17 protein-coding genes are annotated in these 21,035 nt (G+C 61.4%); 4 read left to right on the top strand and 13 right to left on the bottom strand.

The genetic code is table 11. The features are described from left to right. Positions 1-22 precede the first annotated feature (22 nt). The 6 genes from JK176_RS01080 to JK176_RS01055 all read right to left on the bottom strand — a co-directional run bounded on the left by JK176_RS01080 (position 23) and on the right by JK176_RS01055 (position 7,108). A complete protein-coding gene (locus JK176_RS01080; RefSeq protein ID WP_211585985.1) occupies positions 23-1,300 on the bottom strand; it encodes a hypothetical protein in 1,278 nt (425 codons plus the stop codon). Beyond that, positions 1,290-2,477 (bottom strand): rod shape-determining protein RodA, encoded by a 1,188-nt coding sequence (gene rodA, locus JK176_RS01075; RefSeq protein ID WP_211574062.1) that lies wholly within the window; start codon positions 2,475-2,477, stop codon positions 1,290-1,292. The genes JK176_RS01080 and rodA overlap by 11 nt, the downstream gene beginning before the upstream one ends. Next, positions 2,474-4,477, bottom strand: coding sequence for a penicillin-binding protein 2 (mrdA, locus tag JK176_RS01070; protein ID WP_211585983.1), 2,004 nt, complete (start codon positions 4,475-4,477; stop codon positions 2,474-2,476). The genes rodA and mrdA overlap by 4 nt, the downstream gene beginning before the upstream one ends. Before the next feature lie 63 nt (positions 4,478-4,540). Continuing rightward, positions 4,541-5,107, bottom strand: a complete 567-nt coding sequence (locus tag JK176_RS01065; protein WP_211585982.1) for a hypothetical protein — start codon at positions 5,105-5,107, stop codon at positions 4,541-4,543. A 4-nt stretch (positions 5,108-5,111) separates the two neighbouring features. Continuing rightward, positions 5,112-6,041, bottom strand: coding sequence for a rod shape-determining protein MreC (gene mreC, locus JK176_RS01060; RefSeq protein ID WP_211585980.1), 930 nt, complete (start codon positions 6,039-6,041; stop codon positions 5,112-5,114). A 17-nt stretch (positions 6,042-6,058) separates the two neighbouring features. Further along, positions 6,059-7,108: a rod shape-determining protein gene (locus tag JK176_RS01055; protein ID WP_062033912.1), complete on the bottom strand. Its 1,050-nt coding sequence runs from the start codon at positions 7,106-7,108 to the stop codon at positions 6,059-6,061. Between the two features lie 310 nt (positions 7,109-7,418). Here JK176_RS01055 and JK176_RS01050 point away from each other — a divergent pair, with 310 nt between their 5' ends. After that, complete coding sequence (locus tag JK176_RS01050; RefSeq protein WP_062110705.1) at positions 7,419-7,673, top strand: YMGG-like glycine zipper-containing protein; 255 nt, start codon at positions 7,419-7,421, stop codon at positions 7,671-7,673. A gap of 47 nt (positions 7,674-7,720) precedes the next feature. Continuing rightward, the gene (locus JK176_RS01045; protein WP_206033093.1) at positions 7,721-8,221 is read left to right on the top strand and encodes a hypothetical protein; all 501 of its coding nucleotides are present in this window, start codon (positions 7,721-7,723) and stop codon (positions 8,219-8,221) included. A gap of 25 nt (positions 8,222-8,246) precedes the next feature. Here JK176_RS01045 and JK176_RS01040 read toward each other — a convergent pair whose 3' ends face one another. The 3 genes from JK176_RS01040 to JK176_RS01030 form a co-directional block, all read right to left on the bottom strand. Then, positions 8,247-9,014: a sulfite exporter TauE/SafE family protein gene (locus tag JK176_RS01040; protein ID WP_211585978.1), complete on the bottom strand. Its 768-nt coding sequence runs from the start codon at positions 9,012-9,014 to the stop codon at positions 8,247-8,249. A 167-nt stretch (positions 9,015-9,181) separates the two neighbouring features. After that, positions 9,182-10,753 carry a 2-isopropylmalate synthase gene (locus JK176_RS01035; RefSeq protein ID WP_194261629.1) on the bottom strand — a complete coding sequence of 524 codons (1,572 nt, stop codon included), beginning with the start codon at positions 10,751-10,753 and terminating at the stop codon, positions 9,182-9,184. Positions 10,754-10,962: 209 nt separating this feature from the next. Continuing rightward, on the bottom strand, positions 10,963-11,790 hold the full coding sequence (locus JK176_RS01030) for an N-acetylmuramoyl-L-alanine amidase (RefSeq protein ID WP_211585976.1): 828 nt from the start codon (positions 11,788-11,790) through the stop codon (positions 10,963-10,965). 568 nt (positions 11,791-12,358) lie between these two features. Here JK176_RS01030 and JK176_RS01025 point away from each other — a divergent pair. Then, on the top strand, positions 12,359-15,208 hold the full coding sequence (locus JK176_RS01025; protein WP_211585973.1) for an Rne/Rng family ribonuclease: 2,850 nt from the start codon (positions 12,359-12,361) through the stop codon (positions 15,206-15,208). A gap of 116 nt (positions 15,209-15,324) precedes the next feature. Here JK176_RS01025 and JK176_RS01020 read toward each other — a convergent pair whose 3' ends face one another. Together JK176_RS01020 and xseA are read right to left on the bottom strand one after the other, a co-directional pair. After that, entirely contained in the window at positions 15,325-15,684 is a 360-nt protein-coding gene (locus JK176_RS01020) for a hypothetical protein (protein ID WP_211585971.1), read from the bottom strand. Between the two features lie 36 nt (positions 15,685-15,720). Then, entirely contained in the window at positions 15,721-17,274 is a 1,554-nt protein-coding gene (gene xseA, locus JK176_RS01015; RefSeq protein ID WP_211585969.1) for an exodeoxyribonuclease VII large subunit, read from the bottom strand. 66 nt (positions 17,275-17,340) lie between these two features. On the opposite strand from xseA, the gene purD reads away from it, so the two are divergent. After that, entirely contained in the window at positions 17,341-18,570 is a 1,230-nt protein-coding gene (gene purD / locus JK176_RS01010; protein ID WP_211585968.1) for a phosphoribosylamine--glycine ligase, read from the top strand. A gap of 192 nt (positions 18,571-18,762) precedes the next feature. On the opposite strand, the gene JK176_RS01005 is transcribed toward purD, so the two are convergent. Both JK176_RS01005 and JK176_RS01000 read right to left on the bottom strand, forming a co-directional pair. After that, on the bottom strand, positions 18,763-20,421 hold the full coding sequence (locus JK176_RS01005; RefSeq protein ID WP_249194085.1) for an ABC transporter substrate-binding protein: 1,659 nt from the start codon (positions 20,419-20,421) through the stop codon (positions 18,763-18,765). Continuing rightward, the gene (locus tag JK176_RS01000; protein ID WP_211585967.1) at positions 20,422-21,030 is read right to left on the bottom strand and encodes an SCO family protein; all 609 of its coding nucleotides are present in this window, start codon (positions 21,028-21,030) and stop codon (positions 20,422-20,424) included. Between the last annotated feature and the right edge of the window lie 5 nt (positions 21,031-21,035).

Genomic DNA, 21,035 nt, shown 5'->3' with positions numbered 1-21,035 from the left:
CACACACAGGCCCCGTCGGCTCTCAGCGTTTGCGGATCTGCGCGGTCATTGGTGAGGGCTGGATGCCGTAAGTGATGATTGTTCCGGAAGGGGCGCGCTCGAACTCCGCGGCTTTCGTATAGAAATCCGACATTGGAAAGAATGGAAAGTGCCAGTCCCGGATACAGGCTGCTGTGACGAGCAGGAGCGCCGATACCCCGGCGCCCCTCACCGCAGGACGCGGCGCTTTGGCGAGAACAAAGAATGACCCGAGCAGGGTCAGCATCGCGAAGATGTAATACCGATCGCTCCAGCCGGAATACTGCATGACATGCCACTGGGGCTGATCAATGGACACCTGAGGATGGGCCAGGGCCGCCGCAAACGTCAGCCCGGAAACAAGAAGCGCCTCACGGAAAATCGCGGGACCCCGTAGACAGGCATAGATCAGGGCGGCGATCCCCAGAAGACAGAGTACAACCGCCGGGCTGCGGTGCTGCCACCACAATGCCGACCCCGCCACATCCACAGCCGCATGCTGTCCGAACAAAAGGCCGATCTCGATATTGAGGGCGATGATGCGCATCCCGGTAATAAGCGAGGCGCCAAGTTCGGTGCCAACCCGCTGATGTGCCTTGTGCAGATAGGTCAGCGCCTGCAACCCGACGCACAGAGTAACGAACGCCAGTCGTATCAGATGTGAACGATCCCGGACCGCCGCAACCCGGAGCAGAGCGATCGGAAACAGGAAGACGCAGAACGGCCCTGTCAGCCCTGACAGCAACAGGACTGCGCCATCGAACAGGCACTCCCCCCATCCCTGTGGCGGCGTGCTCTGGAGAACCAGAAAGGCCAGAATGGCGAGGTGCCACTGTGAGTTGGTGAGATTGACCTGCACTTCGTAGGAATTGGGCAACGCGACCATAAACAGCGCAAACAGCAGACGCGACGTCCTGTCCGGCCACGCCTGATCCAGGCGTCCGGTCAGCAGGAACAGAGGCGGCGTAAGCTGCACCAGAAAGGCCACGAACGCGAAAAGGGTCGGAGCCAGATGGAACGGCAGGCCCTGCGCCAGAAGGCCGATCAGGCGAGGGAAGGTCTGGAGATATCCCGTCTCCGGATTAAGCAGGCTGGCCAGACCCTGCTCATAGGCCTGCGGGTACCAGACCCATGAATCTTCTCCCCAGAACTGCGCCATCAGCAGTGCGCCTGGATGTCTCAGGAACAGAGCCACTGCGAAGACCAGTCCCCAAAGCACCATCTGACGCACGGACATCCCACCCTGCGGGATCGTGAGGGCACGCAGATACTCAGTCCTCATCGTCTTCCATCCCCGGATCGCGTTCGTTCCGATGCACCCAGGCGGACATGAGCAGGCCAAAACCGAACATCATCGTCAGCATCGCCGAGCCGCCATAGGAAATCAGGGGCAGCGGCACGCCACCAACCGGGATCGCGCCCATAACCATCGACAGGTTTACGGCGCAATACAGGAAAAAATCCATCGCAATGCCCAGACCCAGCAGCCGCCCGAACTGGTTGCGGCTGCGGATCGCAATGAGCATTCCGCCCATAACGAGCGTTGCAAGCAGCGTAATGACGGCGATGCCGCCGACGAAACCCCATTCTTCCCCGATCATGGTGAAGATGAAGTCCGTCTGTTTTTCCGGCAGGAAGTTCAGCTGTCCCTGACTGCCATGCAGATATCCCTCGCCCCACATCCCGCCCGAACCAAGGGCGATTTTGGACTGGATGATGTTGTAGCCCGCGCCGAGCGGATCATGTTCGGGGTGCAGAAAGGTGTCGATCCGGGCCTTCTGGTAGTCATGCAGATGGCTGTAGATCAGCTTTCCCATGAAAGGCAGCGGCGCCACGAGCAGCAGGATCTGCCACAGCCGCATTCCCGCCGCGAAGAACAGCGTCGCCCCGATAACGCCGATGATGGTGGCCGTTCCAAGGTTGGGCTCTTTGAGCACCAGAAGGACCGGCAGCAATGTCAGGAGTGCGGGCGGGATCAGGCGCAGCGGATTGCCCATCCGCTCGTTGCCAATCCGATGAAACCACGTCGCCAGCATCAGGACGAGGCCGATTTTGGCGAATTCGGAGGGCTGGAACTGCATCCCCGCCAGATTGATCCAGCGCTCCGCCCCCTTCCCCACATGCCCCATCCGCAACACAAGGGCGAGCAGCGTGACCGAGAGCAGATAGACCGGAACCGCCGCCATCCGCAGAACGCGCGGACTGACGAGCGAGACCGCAATCATCATGACAAGGCCGAAGCCGAAGCGCACCATCTGCGGTCCGGCGAACGGCTTGGCCGAGCCACCACCCGCGGAATAGAGCGCGATATAGCCCACCCCCGCCAGCACACAGACCAGTAGGACATACAGCCAGTTGACCTGAAGCAGGCGCGCCATGGGCCTGAAATCAGGCTCGGCACGCAGGAGGCGGCGGTCGGATTTGAGAAAGCCGAACGTGTTCAGGCCGTTACGTTTCATTGCGTCGCTCCCCGCTCCGGCTGATCGTCTGCAACGGGGCGCTCCGTGGGAGCAGAAGCGCTGGCTTCAGCCGGGACGGACGGCGTTTGTGCCTCCGCAGGCGGTTGCGGAGCGGCAGGTCGGACGTCGCTGGCCGGGTCGCGCAGCAGGGTATCGGTCATGATAAGTTTGGCGAGAGGCGCGGCCTCTTCCGCGCCTGCATTGCCATGTTCCACCACCACCGCAACGGCATATTTCGGATTGTCGTACGGCGCAAAGCAAATGAACAGCGCGTGCGGGCGATATTCCCAAGGCAGGTTCATGGAGTTGAAGTGCCCGGATTCACGGAGTGCCCGCGACACGCGCCGGACCTGCGCCGAGCCTGTCTTTCCGGCCATCTGGATCCCCGGCAGGTCCAGCCGTGCCTTGGGGGCCGTGCCGTGCTGATCGTTGACGACTGCAAACATGCCGCCGCGTACGACATCCAGAAATTCCGCTGGAAGATCGACCTTTGGCACCGCCTCGTCCGATGCCATGGCGGAAAGCTGGTCGTTGGTCGCCCGCAACAGATGCGGCTGAACATTGCGGCCCGAAGCGATGCGGGAGGTATAGGTGGCAAGCTCCAGCGGGGTAACCTGGACGAACCCCTGCCCGATGCCCGCGTTCACTGTATCGCCGCCATTCCAGTGAAAGCCGTGCTTCTGACGCCATTCGGGCGTCGGGATCACACCGGACCGGACATGGGGCAGTTCGATATCTGGCCTGACCCCCAGACCCATCAGGTTGCCGACGGCCTTGATCGGGTCCATGCCGCAACGACGCGCCACTTCATAAAAATAGACGTCGCAGGAAAATTTCAGGCCCTCGCGCATGTTGATCATGCCGTGGCCCCAGCGGTTCCAGCAATGGAAACGCACGCCACCCAGATCGTAATATCCGGGGCAGTTGAAACGGTCCTGCGCCGTAACGGAACCGGATTTGAGGGCTGCGAGCGCCACGGCGGGCTTGAAGGTCGAGCCGGGCGGATAAAGACCAGACACGGCCTTGTCCACGAGCGGCGTACGCGGATCACTGGCCCATTCGTTCCATTGGGCATGACTTACGCCTGAATCGAACAGGGACGGATCGAAAGACGGGGTGCTGACCATCGCCATCACCTCACCGTTCCGACAGTCCATGACGACCGCACTCGCCACACGGTCTTCGAGACGATCGAGAACCTGTTGTTGCAGAACGGAATCCAGCGTCAGGCGCACGTCCTCGCCCTGCTGCCCTTCTACGCGGTCAATCTCGCCAATGACGCGCCCGACCGCGTTGACCTCCATCTCCACGGAGCCCGGCTCACCACGCAGGGAGGCCTCCTGCGTCTGCTCGATTCCGGCGCGACCGACGCGCATTCCCGGCAGGGAGAGCGTTGTGTCCTTCGCTACGTCTTCTTCGTTCGGGGGCGCGACATAGCCCACGATATGGGCGGTCAGCCCTTTGAACGGATAAAGCCGCGTCGAGCCCACATCGACCAGCACGCCTGGCAGAGACGGCGCATTCAGTTCGATCCGGGCCATGTCGTCCCAGGATAGGAATTCGTGCAGCGTAACGGGAACGTATTTATGGACGTGTCGCAGATCACGCTCGATGCGCGCGCGGTCATGCTCATCCAAAGGCACGATCTGGGAGAAACGCTCGATAACGGCCGGGATGTCCGTCGTCTCTTCCGGCATCAAAAGCGCGCGCCAGCTGACCTTGTTGTCTGCAAGAGCCACACCGAAACGGTCATGGACCGTGCCGCGCGCAGGCGCGAGAAGGCGTTTGCTGGTCCGGTTGCGTTCGGCAAGCTGGCGCAGATGACCGCCATCGACGACCTGAAGGTTATACAGCCGCCGCCCGAGCACGCCCAGAACCCCGGCCTGCACGGCCATGACCAGCAGAGCGCGGCGCGTGAAGACGCCACGCCCCGAACGCACAGGCTCAGCCTGACGTTTCTGGCGTATCCGCGAGCGGAAAGGAGTGTTTCGGGAAAACATCAGGGCAGGATTTCAGATCCGGAAAAGAAAACAGCCTTCGACGCGGCACGCAGAAGGACGCTGTCAGGCCTGATCGGGATTGGCAAATGTGCGGCGTCCCCAGACGAACAGCGCGGTCAGGCTGGGATAGATACCGATTGTCAGCGCCGCCTGAAAGAGGCCAGGTGCGGGAGAGAGCAGTGCCACGGCGTGCAGACACACGAGCGCCCACTGAAAGAAGGAGGCAATTATAGCAAAAATACTGAAAATCAGCCACCCTATGAGAAATCCCAGGCGCGACAGGCCATAACGCCAGTGATGCGCCACGCCGTAAATCACCAGAAGCGACAGCAGCACCGTTCCCGGCGGCCCGAAGCTGAAAATTTCCACGACCAGCCCACACAGAAAGACCGCCAGTGCGGGCATGGAGCGGGGGCGGCTATGGGCCCAGAACCAGACCGTACACATCGCAATCCCGAATTGAAGCTGTGCCTGTCCGAGGATTCCAAACGGCGCGGACAGCAGGATGGCGGAGAACATGATGAACAGCGACGGCATCGCCGCCCGGATGGACATGTCGAGCGCGCGGCGGAAAGTCTGTTTGGGTTCGACTGCGGAATGCAGATGGGGCGTGGAGTTTTCGGCAACCATACGCTTACTGCCCTCCCCGTCCCGGCATATCCGGCAGGTTGGGCAGCCACGAAAATGGCAGCGGCCCGGTGAGCGGATTCTGCGGCAGTTTCTTTACCCGCACACGGCCCGGCGCATCCGGCGCCTGCGAATCGTCATCGCCATAATCAAACACGCGCACGATATCGAGCCGGTCCAGATCCGCATCAGGTACGACGACGGGGCGGTTCGGTGCGCTGTAATGCACCGTGCCGACCGGCAGCCCGGCAGGCATCGTGCTCTGGCCCCGCGTCTCGACGCGCTCGCCTTCAACGGGGTGATGGTCCTGCGGATAGAAAATCAGACGCGGCTCGGCGGTATCGTCACCGGCCATGATCGCATCCCCGTGCGAGGAGGCCAGCGTGACGGGAATACGGCTGGCGTCGTCATTGATCATCAGAACACGCACCGTATGCGGGCCGACTTCCGTCACGCGCCCCAGCAATCCGGCAGCATCCAGCGCGACATCCCCAATCCGGACCTGATGGCCGCTGCCGACATCCAGCAGAACCGCACGCGAATAGGGACCGCCATCATCGCGGGTGACCCGCCCCGTCACGTACTGGGGAACTGTCTGCGGGATCCAGTGCAGGCTGTTTTTCAGACGGCCATTTTCCGCCGCCAGCGCGACCGCCACATCGTACCAGTGTCGCAGGGCGCGGTTTTCGTCCCGCAGACGAGAGTTTTCTTTGGCCAGATCGGTCGCGCCGCGCAGATCCGTCAGCCAGACGGCCACACGTTCCTGCGGCCAGACCAGCCCGTGATAGGCCGGGGCCATGAAATCCGTCGCCATCAGTCGCACGCCGTCAACGGCCGGACGACGGACCAGCCCCAGAAGGACAAGCCCGACCGCCAGCAGGATCAGGAGAGGCAGGATGGCCTTTGCAAGCACCTGCCGGGCATGGATGGACAGCATCCGGCGTCAGCCAGTCCTCAGTACATGCTGCTCAGAACACTGCGCAGACGGCGCATTTCCTCAAGCGCACGTCCCGTTCCGAGCGCGACACACGACAGCGCGTTTTCCGCAACCGTGACCGGCAGGCCCGTATAGAGACGCAGCACCTCGTCCAGACGATACAGAAGCGCACCACCACCCGAGAGAACAATGCCCTTGTCCACGATGTCAGCGGCCAGTTCTGGGGGCGTGTTTTCAAGCGCGGTCGTTACGGCATCGACGATCTGCATCACGGGTTCGGCCAGACTCTCGGCGATCTGGGCCTGACTAACGACTACTTCGCGCGGCACGCCATTAATAAGGTCGCGACCCTTGATCTCTGTCAGCGGACCGTCGGGGTTGGCAGGATCGTCCGGCATCATGGCGGAGCCGAGTTCGATCTTGATCCGCTCGGCCGAGCTTTCGCCGACCAGAAGATTATAGGTCTTGCGAATATAGGAGATGATGGCTTCGTCCATCTTATCTCCGCCCACACGCGCAGAACGGGCATAAACAATGCCGCCGAGGGAAATGACCGCAACTTCGGTCGTGCCACCGCCGATATCCACGATCATGCTGCCAGAAGGCTCCGTGACAGGAAGGCCCGCGCCAATGGCTGCCGCCATGGGCTCTTCGATCAGCATGACCTTGCGTGCGCCTGCGCTCTCCGCACTTTCCTGAATCGCACGACGTTCGACCGCCGTGGCGCCGGAGGGCACACAAATGATGATCTGCGGGCTGGCGAAAGCGCGGCGGTTGTGAACCTTGCGGATGAAATGCTTGATCATTTCTTCCGCAACTTCAAAGTCCGCAATCACACCATCGCGCAGCGGACGGATGGCCGTGATGTTTCCCGGCGTGCGGCCAACCATCTGCTTGGCTTCATTGCCAACCGCAAGAACCTGTTTCTTGCCACGCACTTCGGCGATCGCCACAACGGAGGGCTCATCGAGGACAATGCCGCGACCCTTGACATAAACGAGCGTGTTGGCAGTGCCGAGGTCGATGGCCATGTCGGCAGACATGAGACCCAGCAGACGAGAAAACATCCAAAACTCCTGGCGCGGCTCTGTGCGGGTGACAGATGGCGGATCGTGATTGCGGGGCGGTTCCCCGCGGGTGGACTTAACCAGACGCGGCAGGTTCAGCAAGGCCCGGAGAGTCAATATAATGCGCGCGACGGGATCGAGGCGTCCAGATCCCATTTTTCAGATCCCATCCGGGGACATGGAAAAAAATAATCGTGCGCCCCGATCCTGCCACCCTTCTGTCACGTTATATGTGTCTAGAAGTGCGAAACCGTTCCTTCCGACCCGATCACCGGATGACGGACCGGAACGTTAAACAGGATGATTTGTCATGAAGACCCTTACAACACCCCGCTTTCTGGCAGCTCTGGCTCTCTGTGGCGTAGCTCTCACCGGCTGCGGCAGCCCGTATGACAGCGGATCCCGTGCCGGGTCCGGCGCGCTGATCGGCGCAGGTGGTGGTGCAGCAATCGGCGCGCTGGCCGGTGGTGGCCGCGGTGCGCTCATCGGTGCGCTGGCTGGTGGCGGCACGGGGGCCGCAGTTGGTGCCGCAACGACACCTAACCGCCCACGCAACGGATATTGAGCTATAAGCAGCGCTCACTCCGTGAGAGACGATCAAGGATTCGGACTATGAGGACCGCTTTTTCCCATACTGGCCTGCGCTGCACGGCGCTGGTCGGAGCATTTGCCACGATCATGGCTCTAGGTGGATGTGAAGGGAATTACAACCCTGGCTCCCGCGCACTGGGAGGTGGCCTTCTGGGCGGCGGAACAGGTGCGGCGATCGGCGCGCTGGCGGGCGGCGGTCGTGGCGCGGCGATCGGCGCTCTGGCGGGCGGCGTTCTGGGAGCGGGCGCAGGGGCGATCACCACACCCAACCGTCCCAGTTCCCAAAGCGGCTATGGCCAGCAGCAGGGCTATTACAACAATCAGCAGGGCGCTTACCCGCAACAGCAGGGTCAGTATATGCAGCCGCAGTACCAGTGCCCGCCGAACACGAACTGCCAGCAGCCGCAATATCCCAATGGCTACCCAAACAACACTTATCCGCCCAATAGCGGATATTCCCAGCAGGGTGGCTACCAGCAGCAACCCACATCCCAGAGCTATCCTGGCAATTACGGCTACTGAGCCGTAATACCCTGCTCCATCGGCCTTAGATCATTCTCAGGCCGATAATGGCCAGAAGGATGCCCAGAAACCATCTTTGCGCATCCTCTGGCAACCGTCCCGCCAGAAGCGTTCCCAGCAGAATGCCGGGTATGGATCCCATCAGCAGTTCCACGAGCACAACGGAATCGACCGCGCCCTGAAGCCAGTGTCCGCCACCGGCCAGAAGCGCCAGCGGGACGGCATGTGCGATATCCGTCGCCACCAGTTCGCGCGTACTGACACGTGGATAAAGCACCGTCAGCGCGGCCATGCCGATTGCCCCGGCCCCGACGGATGACAGCGTGACCAGCGTTCCGAGAACGACCCCCAGAACGACCGTCAGCACATCAACCGTCTGCGGACGCAGCGTACCGGCATTGGCAGACCATTTCTGAAGCCACGGCTTGAACAGGATGGCAGGTACCGTCAGCAAAAGTGCGATGCCCAGCACTTCGGTGATGAGTTTCGAGATGAACGGGCTCGGACCAAAATGACGCAAGAAAATCAGGCACAGCAAACCGGCCGGAAGACTTCCAGCCATCTGAAGAAAAACGATCCTCCAGCGTACAACACCGTGATGGCGATTGAGTGCCGTCCCGAAGATCTTGGTAATAGCGGCATAAAGCAGATCAGTGCCGACCGCCGATTGCGGTTTGACGCCGAAAAGCAGGATCAGCAGAGGGGTCATCAGGGACCCACCACCCACGCCGGTCATTCCAACCAGAAAGCCTACCAGCAGTCCTGAAAGCGTATAGAGCCATGAATGCGGCATGAGGGTTCCTTGTCCGGACAGATAAGAAAACCATACCGTTCGTGTTATATTTGTCTACTGCTTATATAAACTATATTATATAGTAAATATGTGCGGTGGACAAGAAAAACGGGCATGCAGAGATCCTCTGCATGCCCGCTGACTGAAGCAGAACCGTTCCGGGTAGATCAGGACAGAGCTTCCGGCTCCCGACGCTCGCGCTTGGTCAGGAGCTTGTTCAGTGCATGAATATAGGCACGGACGGCGGACACCACCGTATCGGCATCAGCCCCCTGCCCGTCCACGAGCTTGCCGTTTTCCTGCAAACGCACGGTCGTACGAGCCTGTGCATCCGTGCCTTCCGTGACGTTGGCCACCGAGAACAGCGCCAGTTCAGCTGTATGCGGGAATGCTTCACCAATGGCGCGGAAAGCGGCATCGACCGGGCCGTTGCCGCTGACCGCAGCGTACTGAATGGCGCCGTCCACGCTGATTTCGAGCTTGGCCTGAGACTTCTGCTTCGTCCCGGAAGCCAGTTCCAGCGAGATCAGATGGACCCTCTCATGATCGCGGCTCTCGTCATCGACAAGGGCGCGGATATCATCGTCGAACACGACTTTCTTGCTGTCAGCCAGATCCTTGAAACGCGCAAAAGCAGCGTTCAGAGCCTCGTCTTCCAGCGGCGGGTAGCCGAGCTGCGCCAGCTTGTCGCGGAACGCCGCGCGACCGGAATGCTTGCCCATGACCAGCGAGGTCTTGTTCCAACCCACGCTCTCCGGCGTCATGATTTCGTAGGTCGCAGCATTCTTCAGTATCCCGTCCTGATGGATGCCACTTTCATGCGCGAATGCATTGCGCCCGACGATTGCCTTGTTCGGCTGCACGTCAAAGCCCGTGATCGTCGCCAGCATACGCGACATGCCCAGCAGCTTCGTCGTCTCAATGCCGGTCACCTTGCCGTACTGGTCGTGACGGGTGCGCAGGGCCATGACGATTTCTTCAAGCGCCGCATTGCCTGCACGTTCGCCGATGCCGTTGATCGTGCATTCAATCTGACGCGCCCCACCCTCAACAGACGCCAGCGTGTTGGCGACGCCGAGACCCAGATCGTTGTGGTTATGTGCGGAGAAAATCACCTGATCCGCACCCGGAACGCGCTCGCGCAGCATGGTGAAAATCGCGCGCATTTCTTCCGGCGTCGCGAAACCAACCGTATCGGGGATGTTGATCGTGTTCGCGCCATTGCGGATCGCCATTTCGACACAGCGACACAGGAAGTCGGGATCGGTCCGCGAGCCGTCCTCGGCCGACCATTCCACGTCATCCGTGTACTGACGGGCCTTCTGGTTGCCCGAAGCAATGATATCCAGAACCGTTTCCGGCTCCATCCGCAGCTTGTATTTCATATGCAGCGGAGACGTGGAAATGAAGTTGTGAATGCGTGGACGCTCGGCCTTTTTCAGGGCTTCGCCACAGGATTCAATATCACGCTTACCGCCACTGCGGGCCAGACCGCAGATCACCGAACCACGAACGTCCTCGGCAATCCGACGCACGCTCTCGAAATCGCCTTCGGACGCCACAGGGAACCCGGCTTCAATCACATCCACACCCAGAGCGCTCAACGCATGGGCCATGCGGAGCTTCTCTTCGAGGTTCATCGAAAAGCCGGGGGACTGTTCGCCGTCGCGCAGCGTGGTGTCGAAAATGATGACGCGGTCGTCGGCAATGGTGCCGAAGGACGGGTGATGGAAAGTCATGATTGTGATCGTCTCGTCTGGTTCAGGGTGGCTTTCGGTCTGTTATCCCCTGAACGCAACGGAGCGCTGTCCGCCTAGAATAAGGCGTTCAGGGGCCGATAAGTCGAAGCGAGAGGATCGAAAGAAACGTCATGGGTGCGTTAAATGACCGATTCTTGCGCCATGCGCAACCCGCATGATCATAAAGTCTCCCCCGCGCACAAAGCGGGTCAGCCGGTCATGACACCGGCGCGCGTTGCAAAATAACGGTCTATGGCGGTTTTCATGGCACTGGCGACCTGTGTGCGATGCACGGCCTGACGCAGGGCGGCCTCATCTAACCGGTTCGACATAAACCCCATCTCGACCAGCACCGATGGAATTTCGGAAGATTTCAAAACCACGAACGCCGCATGACGTGACGGATGGGTCAGGAGGCCGATCCTGTTCCGGAACGAATTGACCACACTGGCTGCCATATGGGCCGACCCCCGACGCGTTTCTTCCGAAACGAGGCTCGCGAGAATCTGCTGCACATCGGGCGACATTCCATGAAAGGCCGGTCCGGCAAAGCGGTCGGCACTGTTCTCCGTCTTTGCAAGGGACGCTGTCTGCGCGTCCGACGCCCCGCCTGAAAGTGTATAGACGCTCGCGCCCCGCACATCTCTGTCATGCAGGGCATCGGCATGCATGGAGATAAAGAGATGCGCCTGATGCCGTTGTGCCAGTTCGACACGTCCTTCAAGCGGAATGAACCGGTCTTCGGAACGGGTCATGGCAACACGATACTGGCCCGAAGCCAAAAGCTGGCGACTCAGTTCGGACGCAGCGGCTTCGGCGATATGCTTTTCATAAGTACCCGAAACCCCGATGGCACCAGGGTCCTTGCCGCCATGTCCCGGGTCCAGCATCACAAGAGGTTTCGGAGGCAGCGCACCACGATGCACGGCGGGAGCGCGCAGCTTTGCGTGAACCGGGTGACGTCCGAAGGCTGTCAGAGGCGTCAGCAGAGACACTCCCGAAAGACCGCCGAAAGCCAATATGCGTCGCGTCAGCATCCCTTGTTTCCCGGTTACAGCGGTGAATGACGAAACAACCATACAGCACGAAACCCTGTCAGGAACATGGCAGAAGGCTTCGGCCGACACCGCCCCACGCAGAAATGAAAAATGCTGCCTCTAACCCGGACTTGCCACAGACAGCAGTTTCGGTCATCCTGCACGACAGGGACCTGTAAAGCGCGGTCCGACCGGATACGGGCCTTAACCTTTCCCGTGCCGCTCCCGCCTTTTCCTGTCCCCGCCACGACGTCCCGTCGTTTGACAGATGCGCGACTAGCCTTCCGCACCCTGTCCTGACCGGATCGAACTGGTGATATGTCACTCCGGTACAGGCCAGACGCCCGTCCGGATCAGGTTTTTCATCCGGCTCCGGAGTTCTGGACCGGCCGTCTGTTCAGGGGACGAATGTCACTCAACGTGCTCGCAGCCAGCAACCTCAGCGAAACGGGACCCAACATGTCCCGTCGCTGTGCGTTCGGACTGCGCCGTTCCCCCCACCCCACACAATCTGACGTTCCCCCCGGCCCAGGCAGCCATTGCGGAGCGTCGTGGAGTTCAGTGTTCCATGACCAAGCGTATGCTCATCGACACCACGCACGCGGAAGAAACGCGTGTCGTGGTCATGGATGGTGACCGCGTCGAAGATTACGACGTCGAGACATCGACCAAGAAGCAGCTCAAGGGCAATATCTATCTTGCCAAGGTCATTCGCGTAGAGCCGAGCCTTCAGGCCGCTTTCGTCGAATATGGCGGCAACCGCCACGGCTTCCTTGCCTTCAGCGAAATCCACCCGGACTATTTCCAGATTCCTGTCGCAGATCGCGAAAAGCTCATCGCGCTCCAGGAAGAGGAAATTGCCGAACGCGGTGATGCCGAAGATGGGGCCGACAACGAAACGGTTTCCGAGGACGCCTCCGACAGCGAAGACGGTGATAACCACGACCGTCGTGCGCCCGAAACTGTTGGTGGCGAGCATGATACGGGCGAAGAAAGCGCGTCGTCGCGTCGCACGGCCCGTTTCCTGCGCAACTACAAGATTCAGGAAGTCATCCGCCGCCGTCAGGTGCTGTTGGTGCAGGTTGTTAAGGAAGAGCGCGGCAACAAGGGCGCGGCCCTGACCACCTATATCTCCCTTGCCGGTCGCTATTGTGTCCTGATGCCAAACGCCCTGCGTGGCGGTGGCGTCTCGCGTAAAATCACGTCCGATGCTGACCGCCGCCGTCTGCGCGACGTGATTGCAGAACTGGACCTGCCGAAGTCCATGGCGATGATCGTCCGCACGGCTGGTGCCGGACGCCCGGCGCAGGAAGTGACGCGCGACTGCGAATATCTGCTTCAACTCTGGGATGATATCCGCTCCCACGCCCTGTCCTCGGTCGCGCCGACGCTGGTTTATGAGGAAGCAAGCCTCATCAAGCGCGTCATTCGCGATCTGTTTTCCAAGGACATCGAAGACATCCTCGTGGATGGCGAAGCCGCTTGGAAGAGCGCACGCGAGTTCATGCGCCTGCTGATGCCGAGCAACGCCAACAAGGTGAAGCTGTGGCAGAACCGCGGCCAGAGCCTGTTTGCGCGCTATAATGTCGAACACCATCTGGACGCGATGTTCTCGCCGACAGCCCGCCTGCCTTCGGGCGGCTATCTGGTCATCAACCAGACCGAAGCTCTCGTCGCCATCGACGTGAACTCCGGCAAGTCCACCTCGCAGCGCAACATTGAGGAAACGGCCCTGCGCACGAACCTCGAAGCTGCCGAGGAAGTGGGGCGCCAGCTCCGTCTGCGCGATCTGGCCGGGCTTGTCGTGATCGATTTCATCGACATGGAAAGCCGTCGCCACAACGCACAGGTGGAAAAGCGCCTCAAGGAAGCGCTGCGCTCCGACCGTGCGCGCATTCAGGTCGGGCATATTTCCCATTTCGGTCTGCTGGAAATGTCCCGCCAGCGCCTGCGTCCGTCTATTGCGGAATCCGTTCTCACGCCCTGCCCGCACTGTCAGGGCACCGGCTTCATCCGCGGGACGGAAAGCTCGGCCCTGCACGTTCTGCGCGCCATTGACGAAGAAGGTGCACGCCAGCGTTCAGCCGAAATCGAAGTCTATGTCGGCTCCGAGATCGCGCTTTATATTCTCAACCACAAGCGCTCGTGGCTCGCGGATATCGAACGCCATCATCGCATGCAGGTCATCTTCCGTACGGAAGAAAACCTTGCAGCGGCAGATATGCGGATCGAACGTCTGAAAGCCCAGATCCCGGCTCCGACACAGAGCCGCGCTCCGGAACGGACGGAACGCGCCATGGAGCGTGCACCGGAAAGCGTCCGCACAATCGAGATCATCGAAGAACAGGCTCCGATCGCCCTGCGGACGGAGACCCCGGTCGTCGATGCGGAAATCATCGAGGATGTTGTGCCGTCGGAAGGTCACGAAGACAGCAACGATGGCCGTCGCCGCCGTCGCCGTCGCCGTCGTGGCGGTCGTCGCGAGCATAACGGAGACGTCGCAGCGGACGCACCGCAGGACCACATCGTCCATGCGCCCGAAGAGCGTGAGACCCCGGTTGCGGACAGTGCCGACGAAAACGGCATTATTCCGGGCCGCCGTCGCACCCGCTTCAAGCGCGTTGTTAAGGAGTCCGAAGGCTCCGAAGCACCACACGCAGAGCCCGTGGCCGAAGCCCGCGAGGTGGCACCCCGGCGCCCTGCTCCGGCAGCGCGCCCTGCCGCACCGGCGCCCGTCGCCCGCAACCCGCGCCGCTGGGAAGATCGCGAGGAGCGTCCCGTCCAGCATCGCTATACAGGCCCCACGCCTGCCGATCCGTTCGGCGGCAGCTTCGACATCTTTGACGTGATCGAACAGGCGGAATTTGAAGGGACGACACAGGCCCTTCAGACCGGGATCAGCATCCCTACGGATGTTGTGATCGAGCACACCCCGGCTGTCGAAACGGTCGTTGTCGTGGAAGAGCCCGCAGCCGAAGCTCCAGTAGCGGAAGCGCCGGCCACGGAAGACGCTCCGAAGCCCCGCCGTGGTCGCGGACGTCGCCCGGCCCGTGCCAAGGCGGTGGATGCCGCTCCTGCCGAGACGGTTGTGGAAGCCCCTGCGGCAGACGTCGCTCCAACTCCGGTGGTTGCGGAAGAACCCGCAGCCGAAGAGGCTCCCAAGCCCCGCCGGACCCGGGCCCGTCGCGCTCCGAAGGCTGTTGCCGCTGAAGCCCCGGCCGAACCCGCTGCGGAAATCGTGGCAGCTCCGGTAGAAGTCGCAGCGGAAGAGCCTGCCAAGCCGAAGCGCGGCCGGACCCGTCGCACGCCGAAGGCCGCCACTGTTGAGGCGCCTGCCGAGGATGGAAACATCCTTCAGCCGGTAAATATTGATGAAGTCGCTCCGGCGAAGCGTCGTGCAGGATGGTGGAAGCGCTGATCCGTCAGCACTTTCCACACCTATAAAATCAGCACTTTCCACACCTATAAAAAAAGGCCGGTCAGGAAATCCTGACCGGCCTTTTTCTTTGAGACCGAATGAAGCGCTGACCTGCTTCAGCGGCAGACGCTCTGCGCCCCGGTTGCCGCGATATAGGTGCCGGTCAGGGGCTGGAAACAGGCATTGCGCGGACAGGAACTCGTGCTGGCCAGACTTTGCGGATATAGCGCCGCCCCGGCCTGCGCCTGTTCCTGAAGCGCTGATCCGCAGAGCGGTGTGTTCAGCGGCGCGGAGGGATCGTTGAACAGCTTTTTCTTGCCGTCTTCAGGCGCTTCTTCCGCCAGACCCGGCGCAAAATCCTGCGGCGGGATCCGGGCCTGCGTCGTAGCGGCGACAGGGCGCGCGGGGGCCGTGGGCTGCTCGGCGCAGGCTGCAAGCAGTGGCAAGGCAACGAGACTCAACCAGAACGAACGCATGCAGACTCCGGATCGCAGATCAGATGGATGAAGAAATCAAAGCCCAAGATCGCCCTGCGGCGACAGGCTGTCCAGTCTTGCGCCACGATCTCCGTCCGCGAAAGACAGAACGACGCGATCGGCAACAGGTCGGGCTTCCGCACTCGTAACAGGTTGTCCGTTCATATCCTGAACAAGCACATAACCACGACTGAGAATTGCGCGGGGCGAGACGGCTTCAAGATGGCTGCCCAGCCCCTGAAGCCGCGTCTGCTGAAGGCGGATGGCGCTTCTGAGAACGTCTGGCGACAGGCGCTGGCGTTCGGTGCGCAAATGGAAAGTCTGGAGCGACCGCTGCCATGAGGCGTCCAGACCGCCGGACACCATCTGCAAGGCGGCACGGCGACGTTCGATCAGTAACTCGGGGTTCGGCAGATGGGTAGTGGGGGCGTTCAGACGGGCTCGCGCACGACTGACCAGAAGTTCTGGCGTGGGCAGACGCAGAGCCTGCAAACGTGCCCGACTGCGTCCGATCAGAAGCTCCGGCGACGGCAGGTGCATGCCCGACGCATCAAGCCGATGCCGGACGCGCATGACGAAGGACGGCAACGCCAGATCGAGGCGCTGGCCCCGATCCTCCAGACGCATTCGCGCGGAATCCAGCAACCCAGGCAGGTCGGGCAGACGGGCGGCGGCCTGATCCAACCGCGCCCGGGCCGTCTGGATGATGCGGGTCAGCGCGCCCGTCAGACGCGCATTCCGGTGCGCCATGTCCGCAACCATTTCCGAGCGCAGCGGCACGGCCATCTCGGCGGCGGCGGTCGGAGTGGGCGCACGACGATCCGAAACAAGGTCAATCAGCGTCGTGTCGGTCTCATGCCCGACTGCGGAAATGATAGGAACGGGACAGGCTGCAACGGCGCGAAGGACGCGCTCGTCGTTGAACGCCATCAGGTCTTCAAGAGACCCACCGCCACGCGCAACGATCAACACATCCGGCGTGCGCGGACGGCGAACAGACATGCCCTCGATGGCGGCGGCGATCTGAGCCGCCGCGCCTTCGCCCTGCACCGGAACCGGCCAGAGCAGAACATCGCGTGGGAAGCGGCGGCTGATCGTCGTGATGATATCGTGCAGAACCGCACCGGAGCGCGATGTAATGACGCCCACGAGAGACGGCAGGAACGGTATGGCCTTCTTGCGCTCGGGATCGAACAGTCCTTCTTCGAGCAGTTTGCGGCGCAAGCGCTCGATATTGGCGAGAAGCGCCCCCTCCCCCGCAAACTCCATGCGATCGATGACGAGCTGATAGCTGGAGCGCTCGCCATAGGCCGAAACGCGCCCGGTCGCGATGACCTCGTTGCCGTTCTCGGGTGCCATGCCAAGGCGCGAGACACTCCCCCGCCAGATCACACCGGCGATCTTGCCGCCTTCATCTTTGAGCGACAGGTAAATATGCCCGGACGGATAGCGCTTGAGTTCCGTGATCTCGCCGCGCACGCGGACGCGTCCGAATCCGCTCTCCAGAGTGCGTTTGATCGCCCCGGAAATCTCGGAAACCGAATATTGCGGTACATTCCCGCGGATCGACGCGCCATCACTCTCCATCATGGCGTCAGTCTATGCTACGCACGCCCTCAAACGAAGCCCATGAGTGCAGAATAAAGGATAAGCGGAATGCGCGTTTTGCTGGTCGGGTCCGGAGGGCGTGAACATGCCCTGGCTACATGTCTTGCGCGCTCGCCGAGCCTGACCGCTCTTTATGCGGCTCCGGGCAATCCCGGAATGGCGTCCGTTGCAACGCTCGTTCCGCTGAAAGCCGATGACGTTCCGGGGCTGGTCCGGTTCGCGCAGGAACAGAAGATCGACCTGATCGTCCCCGGCCCCGAAGCGCCTCTGGTGGCCGGACTGGCAGACGCCTGTGCCGAAGCGGGCATTCCGTGCGCCGGTCCGACGAAAGCTGCGGCCCTGCTGGAGGGTAGCAAGGCGTTCACGAAGGACGTGGCCGATGCGGCCGGCATTCCGACCGCGCGCTGGGAGCGCTTTGAAGACGAGGCTCCGGCCATCGAATTCGTGCGTCGTCGGGGCGCGCCTATCGTCATCAAGGCGGACGGTCTGGCCGGTGGCAAGGGCGTCGTCGTGGCACAGAGCGTGGACGAGGCTGAAAACGCCATCCGCACGCTCGGCATGCCTCTCGTGATCGAGGAATGTCTGGTGGGCGAGGAAGTCTCGCTTTTCGCATTCTGCTCGGACGACAAAGCTGTTCTGATCGGTGCCGCCCGCGATCACAAACGCCTCGGCGATGGTGATACCGGCCCGAATACTGGCGGCATGGGAGCAATTTCCCCTCCCCCCGCTTTCGGGCGCGAGATGCAGGAAAAAGCGCTCGACATCATGGTGCGTCCGATGCTGGCCGAGATGGTCCGTCGTGGTACGCCATTCCGGGGGGTGATCTTTGCCGGGCTGATGCTGACGACCGAAGGCCCGAAGCTGATCGAATATAACGTCCGTTTTGGCGACCCCGAAGCACAGGCCCTGCTGATCCGCCTGCAATCAGACCTGCTGCCAGTTCTTGCCGCATTGGCGCAGGGCAATCTGGAACATGCCGCCGCCGAGTTCTCGGACGAGCATTCGATCTCTCTGGTTCTGGCCGCCAACGGCTATCCGGATGCCCCGAAAAAGGGTGGTCGGATCAGCGGAATCGAGCGCGCAGAAGCCGTTCCGGGCGTTTCGGTTTTCCATGCTGGGACGAAGCTGGCGGATGGCGTTCTGGTTGCGGATGGCGGCCGTGTCCTGACGGTCTGCGCGAAGGCCGCAACCCCGGAAGACGCCCGCAAGCTGGCCTATGAAGGGGCATCCGCAATCCAGTGGGACGACAAGATTTTCCGCAACGATATCGGGCTGTAACCCATAAGCTGATCCAGAAGATCTATTGCGAAACCGACGCCATTTACTCAAAGCTCGCACCTGAAATGGGTCAGCAGGCGCTCGGTTCTCGCATTCTCTACGGTCTGCCCCTTCCCTGTCCCAATATCCTTTTCATCGGCTTCCAGCCGGGCGGCCGCAGGATGCGTTAGAAGGCCTTTGAAAATCGATCCCTCACTGCACCCAGACATGCGAAAACAGCATGTGGTTCAGGAGGGTCGAATAGTAATTCCCCAGTCGTTTTGAGACGAAATCGACCGTTTTCATCTGGATCATCGGAGCACCGGGCATCTGCTGCATGATGGCATGGCCGGCGTCCTGCCAGATCGGAGCAGCTTTTGACGGGTCTGTCTGGATTTTTGCCTGATCGAACAAAGACTGGATGTGCTGGTCACAGAAGCCGGTAAAATTCGGAGAGATGGCTGAGTTCGGGTGGTAATTATCGCAGCCGAACAGGTCATCAAGGAAGGTTGAAGCGGAGGGATAGTCCGCGAACCAGTAAGACAGCGCGATCTGGACGTGATTGGCGGTATTCTGTTCGTAGGACTCTGCAAGGCCTGCCGTGATAGGGCGAAGCTGCGCGTTCAGCCCCACGGCTTGTAGAGCATTACGCAGATAGGTGCCCATCCCGAGTTCCATGGCACGGTTGGGAACAACCAGTGTCACCGAAGCCCCCTCCGCCCCTGCTTCACGAATCAGGCGGCGTGCGCGTTCCACATCCTGCGGGCAGTCCAGCCCCAGATCCGCGCCGGGAATGCCGTGCGGCACCATCTGACACAGGGGAACGGAGATCGCGCTGCCCCCGAACAGGATCGTCATGGCATGGCGGTTGACAGCCATGCTGACGGCCTGACGCACCCGCACATCGGTGAAGGGTTTTTCGTGCGTGTTCATCGCCAGATAATACAGACCCAGCAGCGGCTCGATATGGACCTGCGCCGTGTATTGCGCGCCGAGTTCGCCCAGGCGGTCTCCCGGCTTGGCGTCGAGCATCCAGTCATACCGGCCCTGTTCGACCGCCGTGACCTGTGCTTCGTCCGAAAGACCGAAATCATATTCAATACGATCCACAAATCCGTCCGTCTGGGCCTGCGGATTCCAGACGTGGAAATACGGATTGCGCTCCAGAACCATGCCGTGTCCGGGATCGTACTGCGTGATGCGATATGGTCCGGTGCCGGGAATTGTTGTGCCGCCCATATCATGAGCGGGAGTTGTGACGGGCAGAATCACCGCATGGGGGAAGGCCAGTTTGTAGAGAAATTCGCCATCCGGTTTCGTCAGATGAAAGACGATTTCGCCAGTCTCCGGATGTCCTTCGACGCCGGGAAGCGTGCAGCGGTCGGGTTTTGCCAGACAGTTCGCAGCCCCCTCGATACCGCCATAGAAAGATCCCGCTGTCGGGCCTCCGGCACGATAGATCCGGCGGAAAGACGCCACCACGTCTTCCACGCGCACGGGAGATCCGTCGGAAAAATGCAGGCCGGAGCGGAGATGCAGGCGCCATGTCAGGCCATCGGGGCTGATGACCGGCATGGCATCGGCAAGGTCCGGCACCACCTCCAGGCCCGCCGTTCCGCGCGCCAGACGAAACGTCAGGAGCGGATCGTACATGTTGAGGAACACCTGCATGTACTGCGTGCCGTAATTGATCTGCGGGTCCAGCGTACCGCCCGGACCATCAGCCGTCAGATGTAGTGTGCCGCCACGATGGGGGCTGCCGAGCGTGATGCCGTTCCAGTCCGGCGGGGTCTCGTCCTGTGCACGGGCCTGAAAAGCCCCCAGCCCCAGAAACAGACCAGCCGCAAGAAGCGTAGCCCCCCGCCGTATCATTCAGCGCTTCGCAAGCTCGCGCAGACGCGCGATCAGCGCATCCGCGTTGCCATCTGCCGGGATGGTTCCGGCATAACGGGCGTTCGGGTCCATGATGACGATCTGCGGAGCCGGCACGAAGTGGTCCCCATCTTTCTGGAGCGGCGCATGATATTCTTCCGTCATGGCCTTGATCATGTTCGGGGTGCCGGTGAAAGGCATGACATGGGGGGCGACGGGCAGAACGTATTCCCGAAGCGGGTCGGCCTCGTCGAACGGATTGAGGGACACCGCAAGTGGCGAGACACGGATGCCGTCTTTGCGGAGCGCCACCAGAGCCTGCTCCATGCTCTTTAGGACCGGCTGACACTTATCTTCGGGGCAGTTGGCGTCGAAGAACCAGACCAGCATCCAGGTATTATGGAAATCGCCTTCGGTGACGGTGCTTTCGCCCAGCGAGTCCAGACGGAAACTGCCGCCGACTTCATTGCCGTTGGACTGGACCAGCAGGCCCGGCCCACCATTGGACGCCAGATGGAAGCCGACATATCCCAGAACCGCCGCCACGGCGAGAACGCCCCAGATGATGCGATTGCCGACCTTCTTGCGGCGTTCTTGATTGGTCTGCATGACCT

The sequence above is a fragment of the Gluconobacter sp. Dm-73 genome, assembly GCF_018256215.1.
GTDB classification, from domain to species: domain Bacteria; phylum Pseudomonadota; class Alphaproteobacteria; order Acetobacterales; family Acetobacteraceae; genus Gluconobacter; species Gluconobacter cadivus.
Note: the sequence above shows the minus strand (reverse complement) of the source record. Positions and strands in the feature narration are given on the sequence as shown.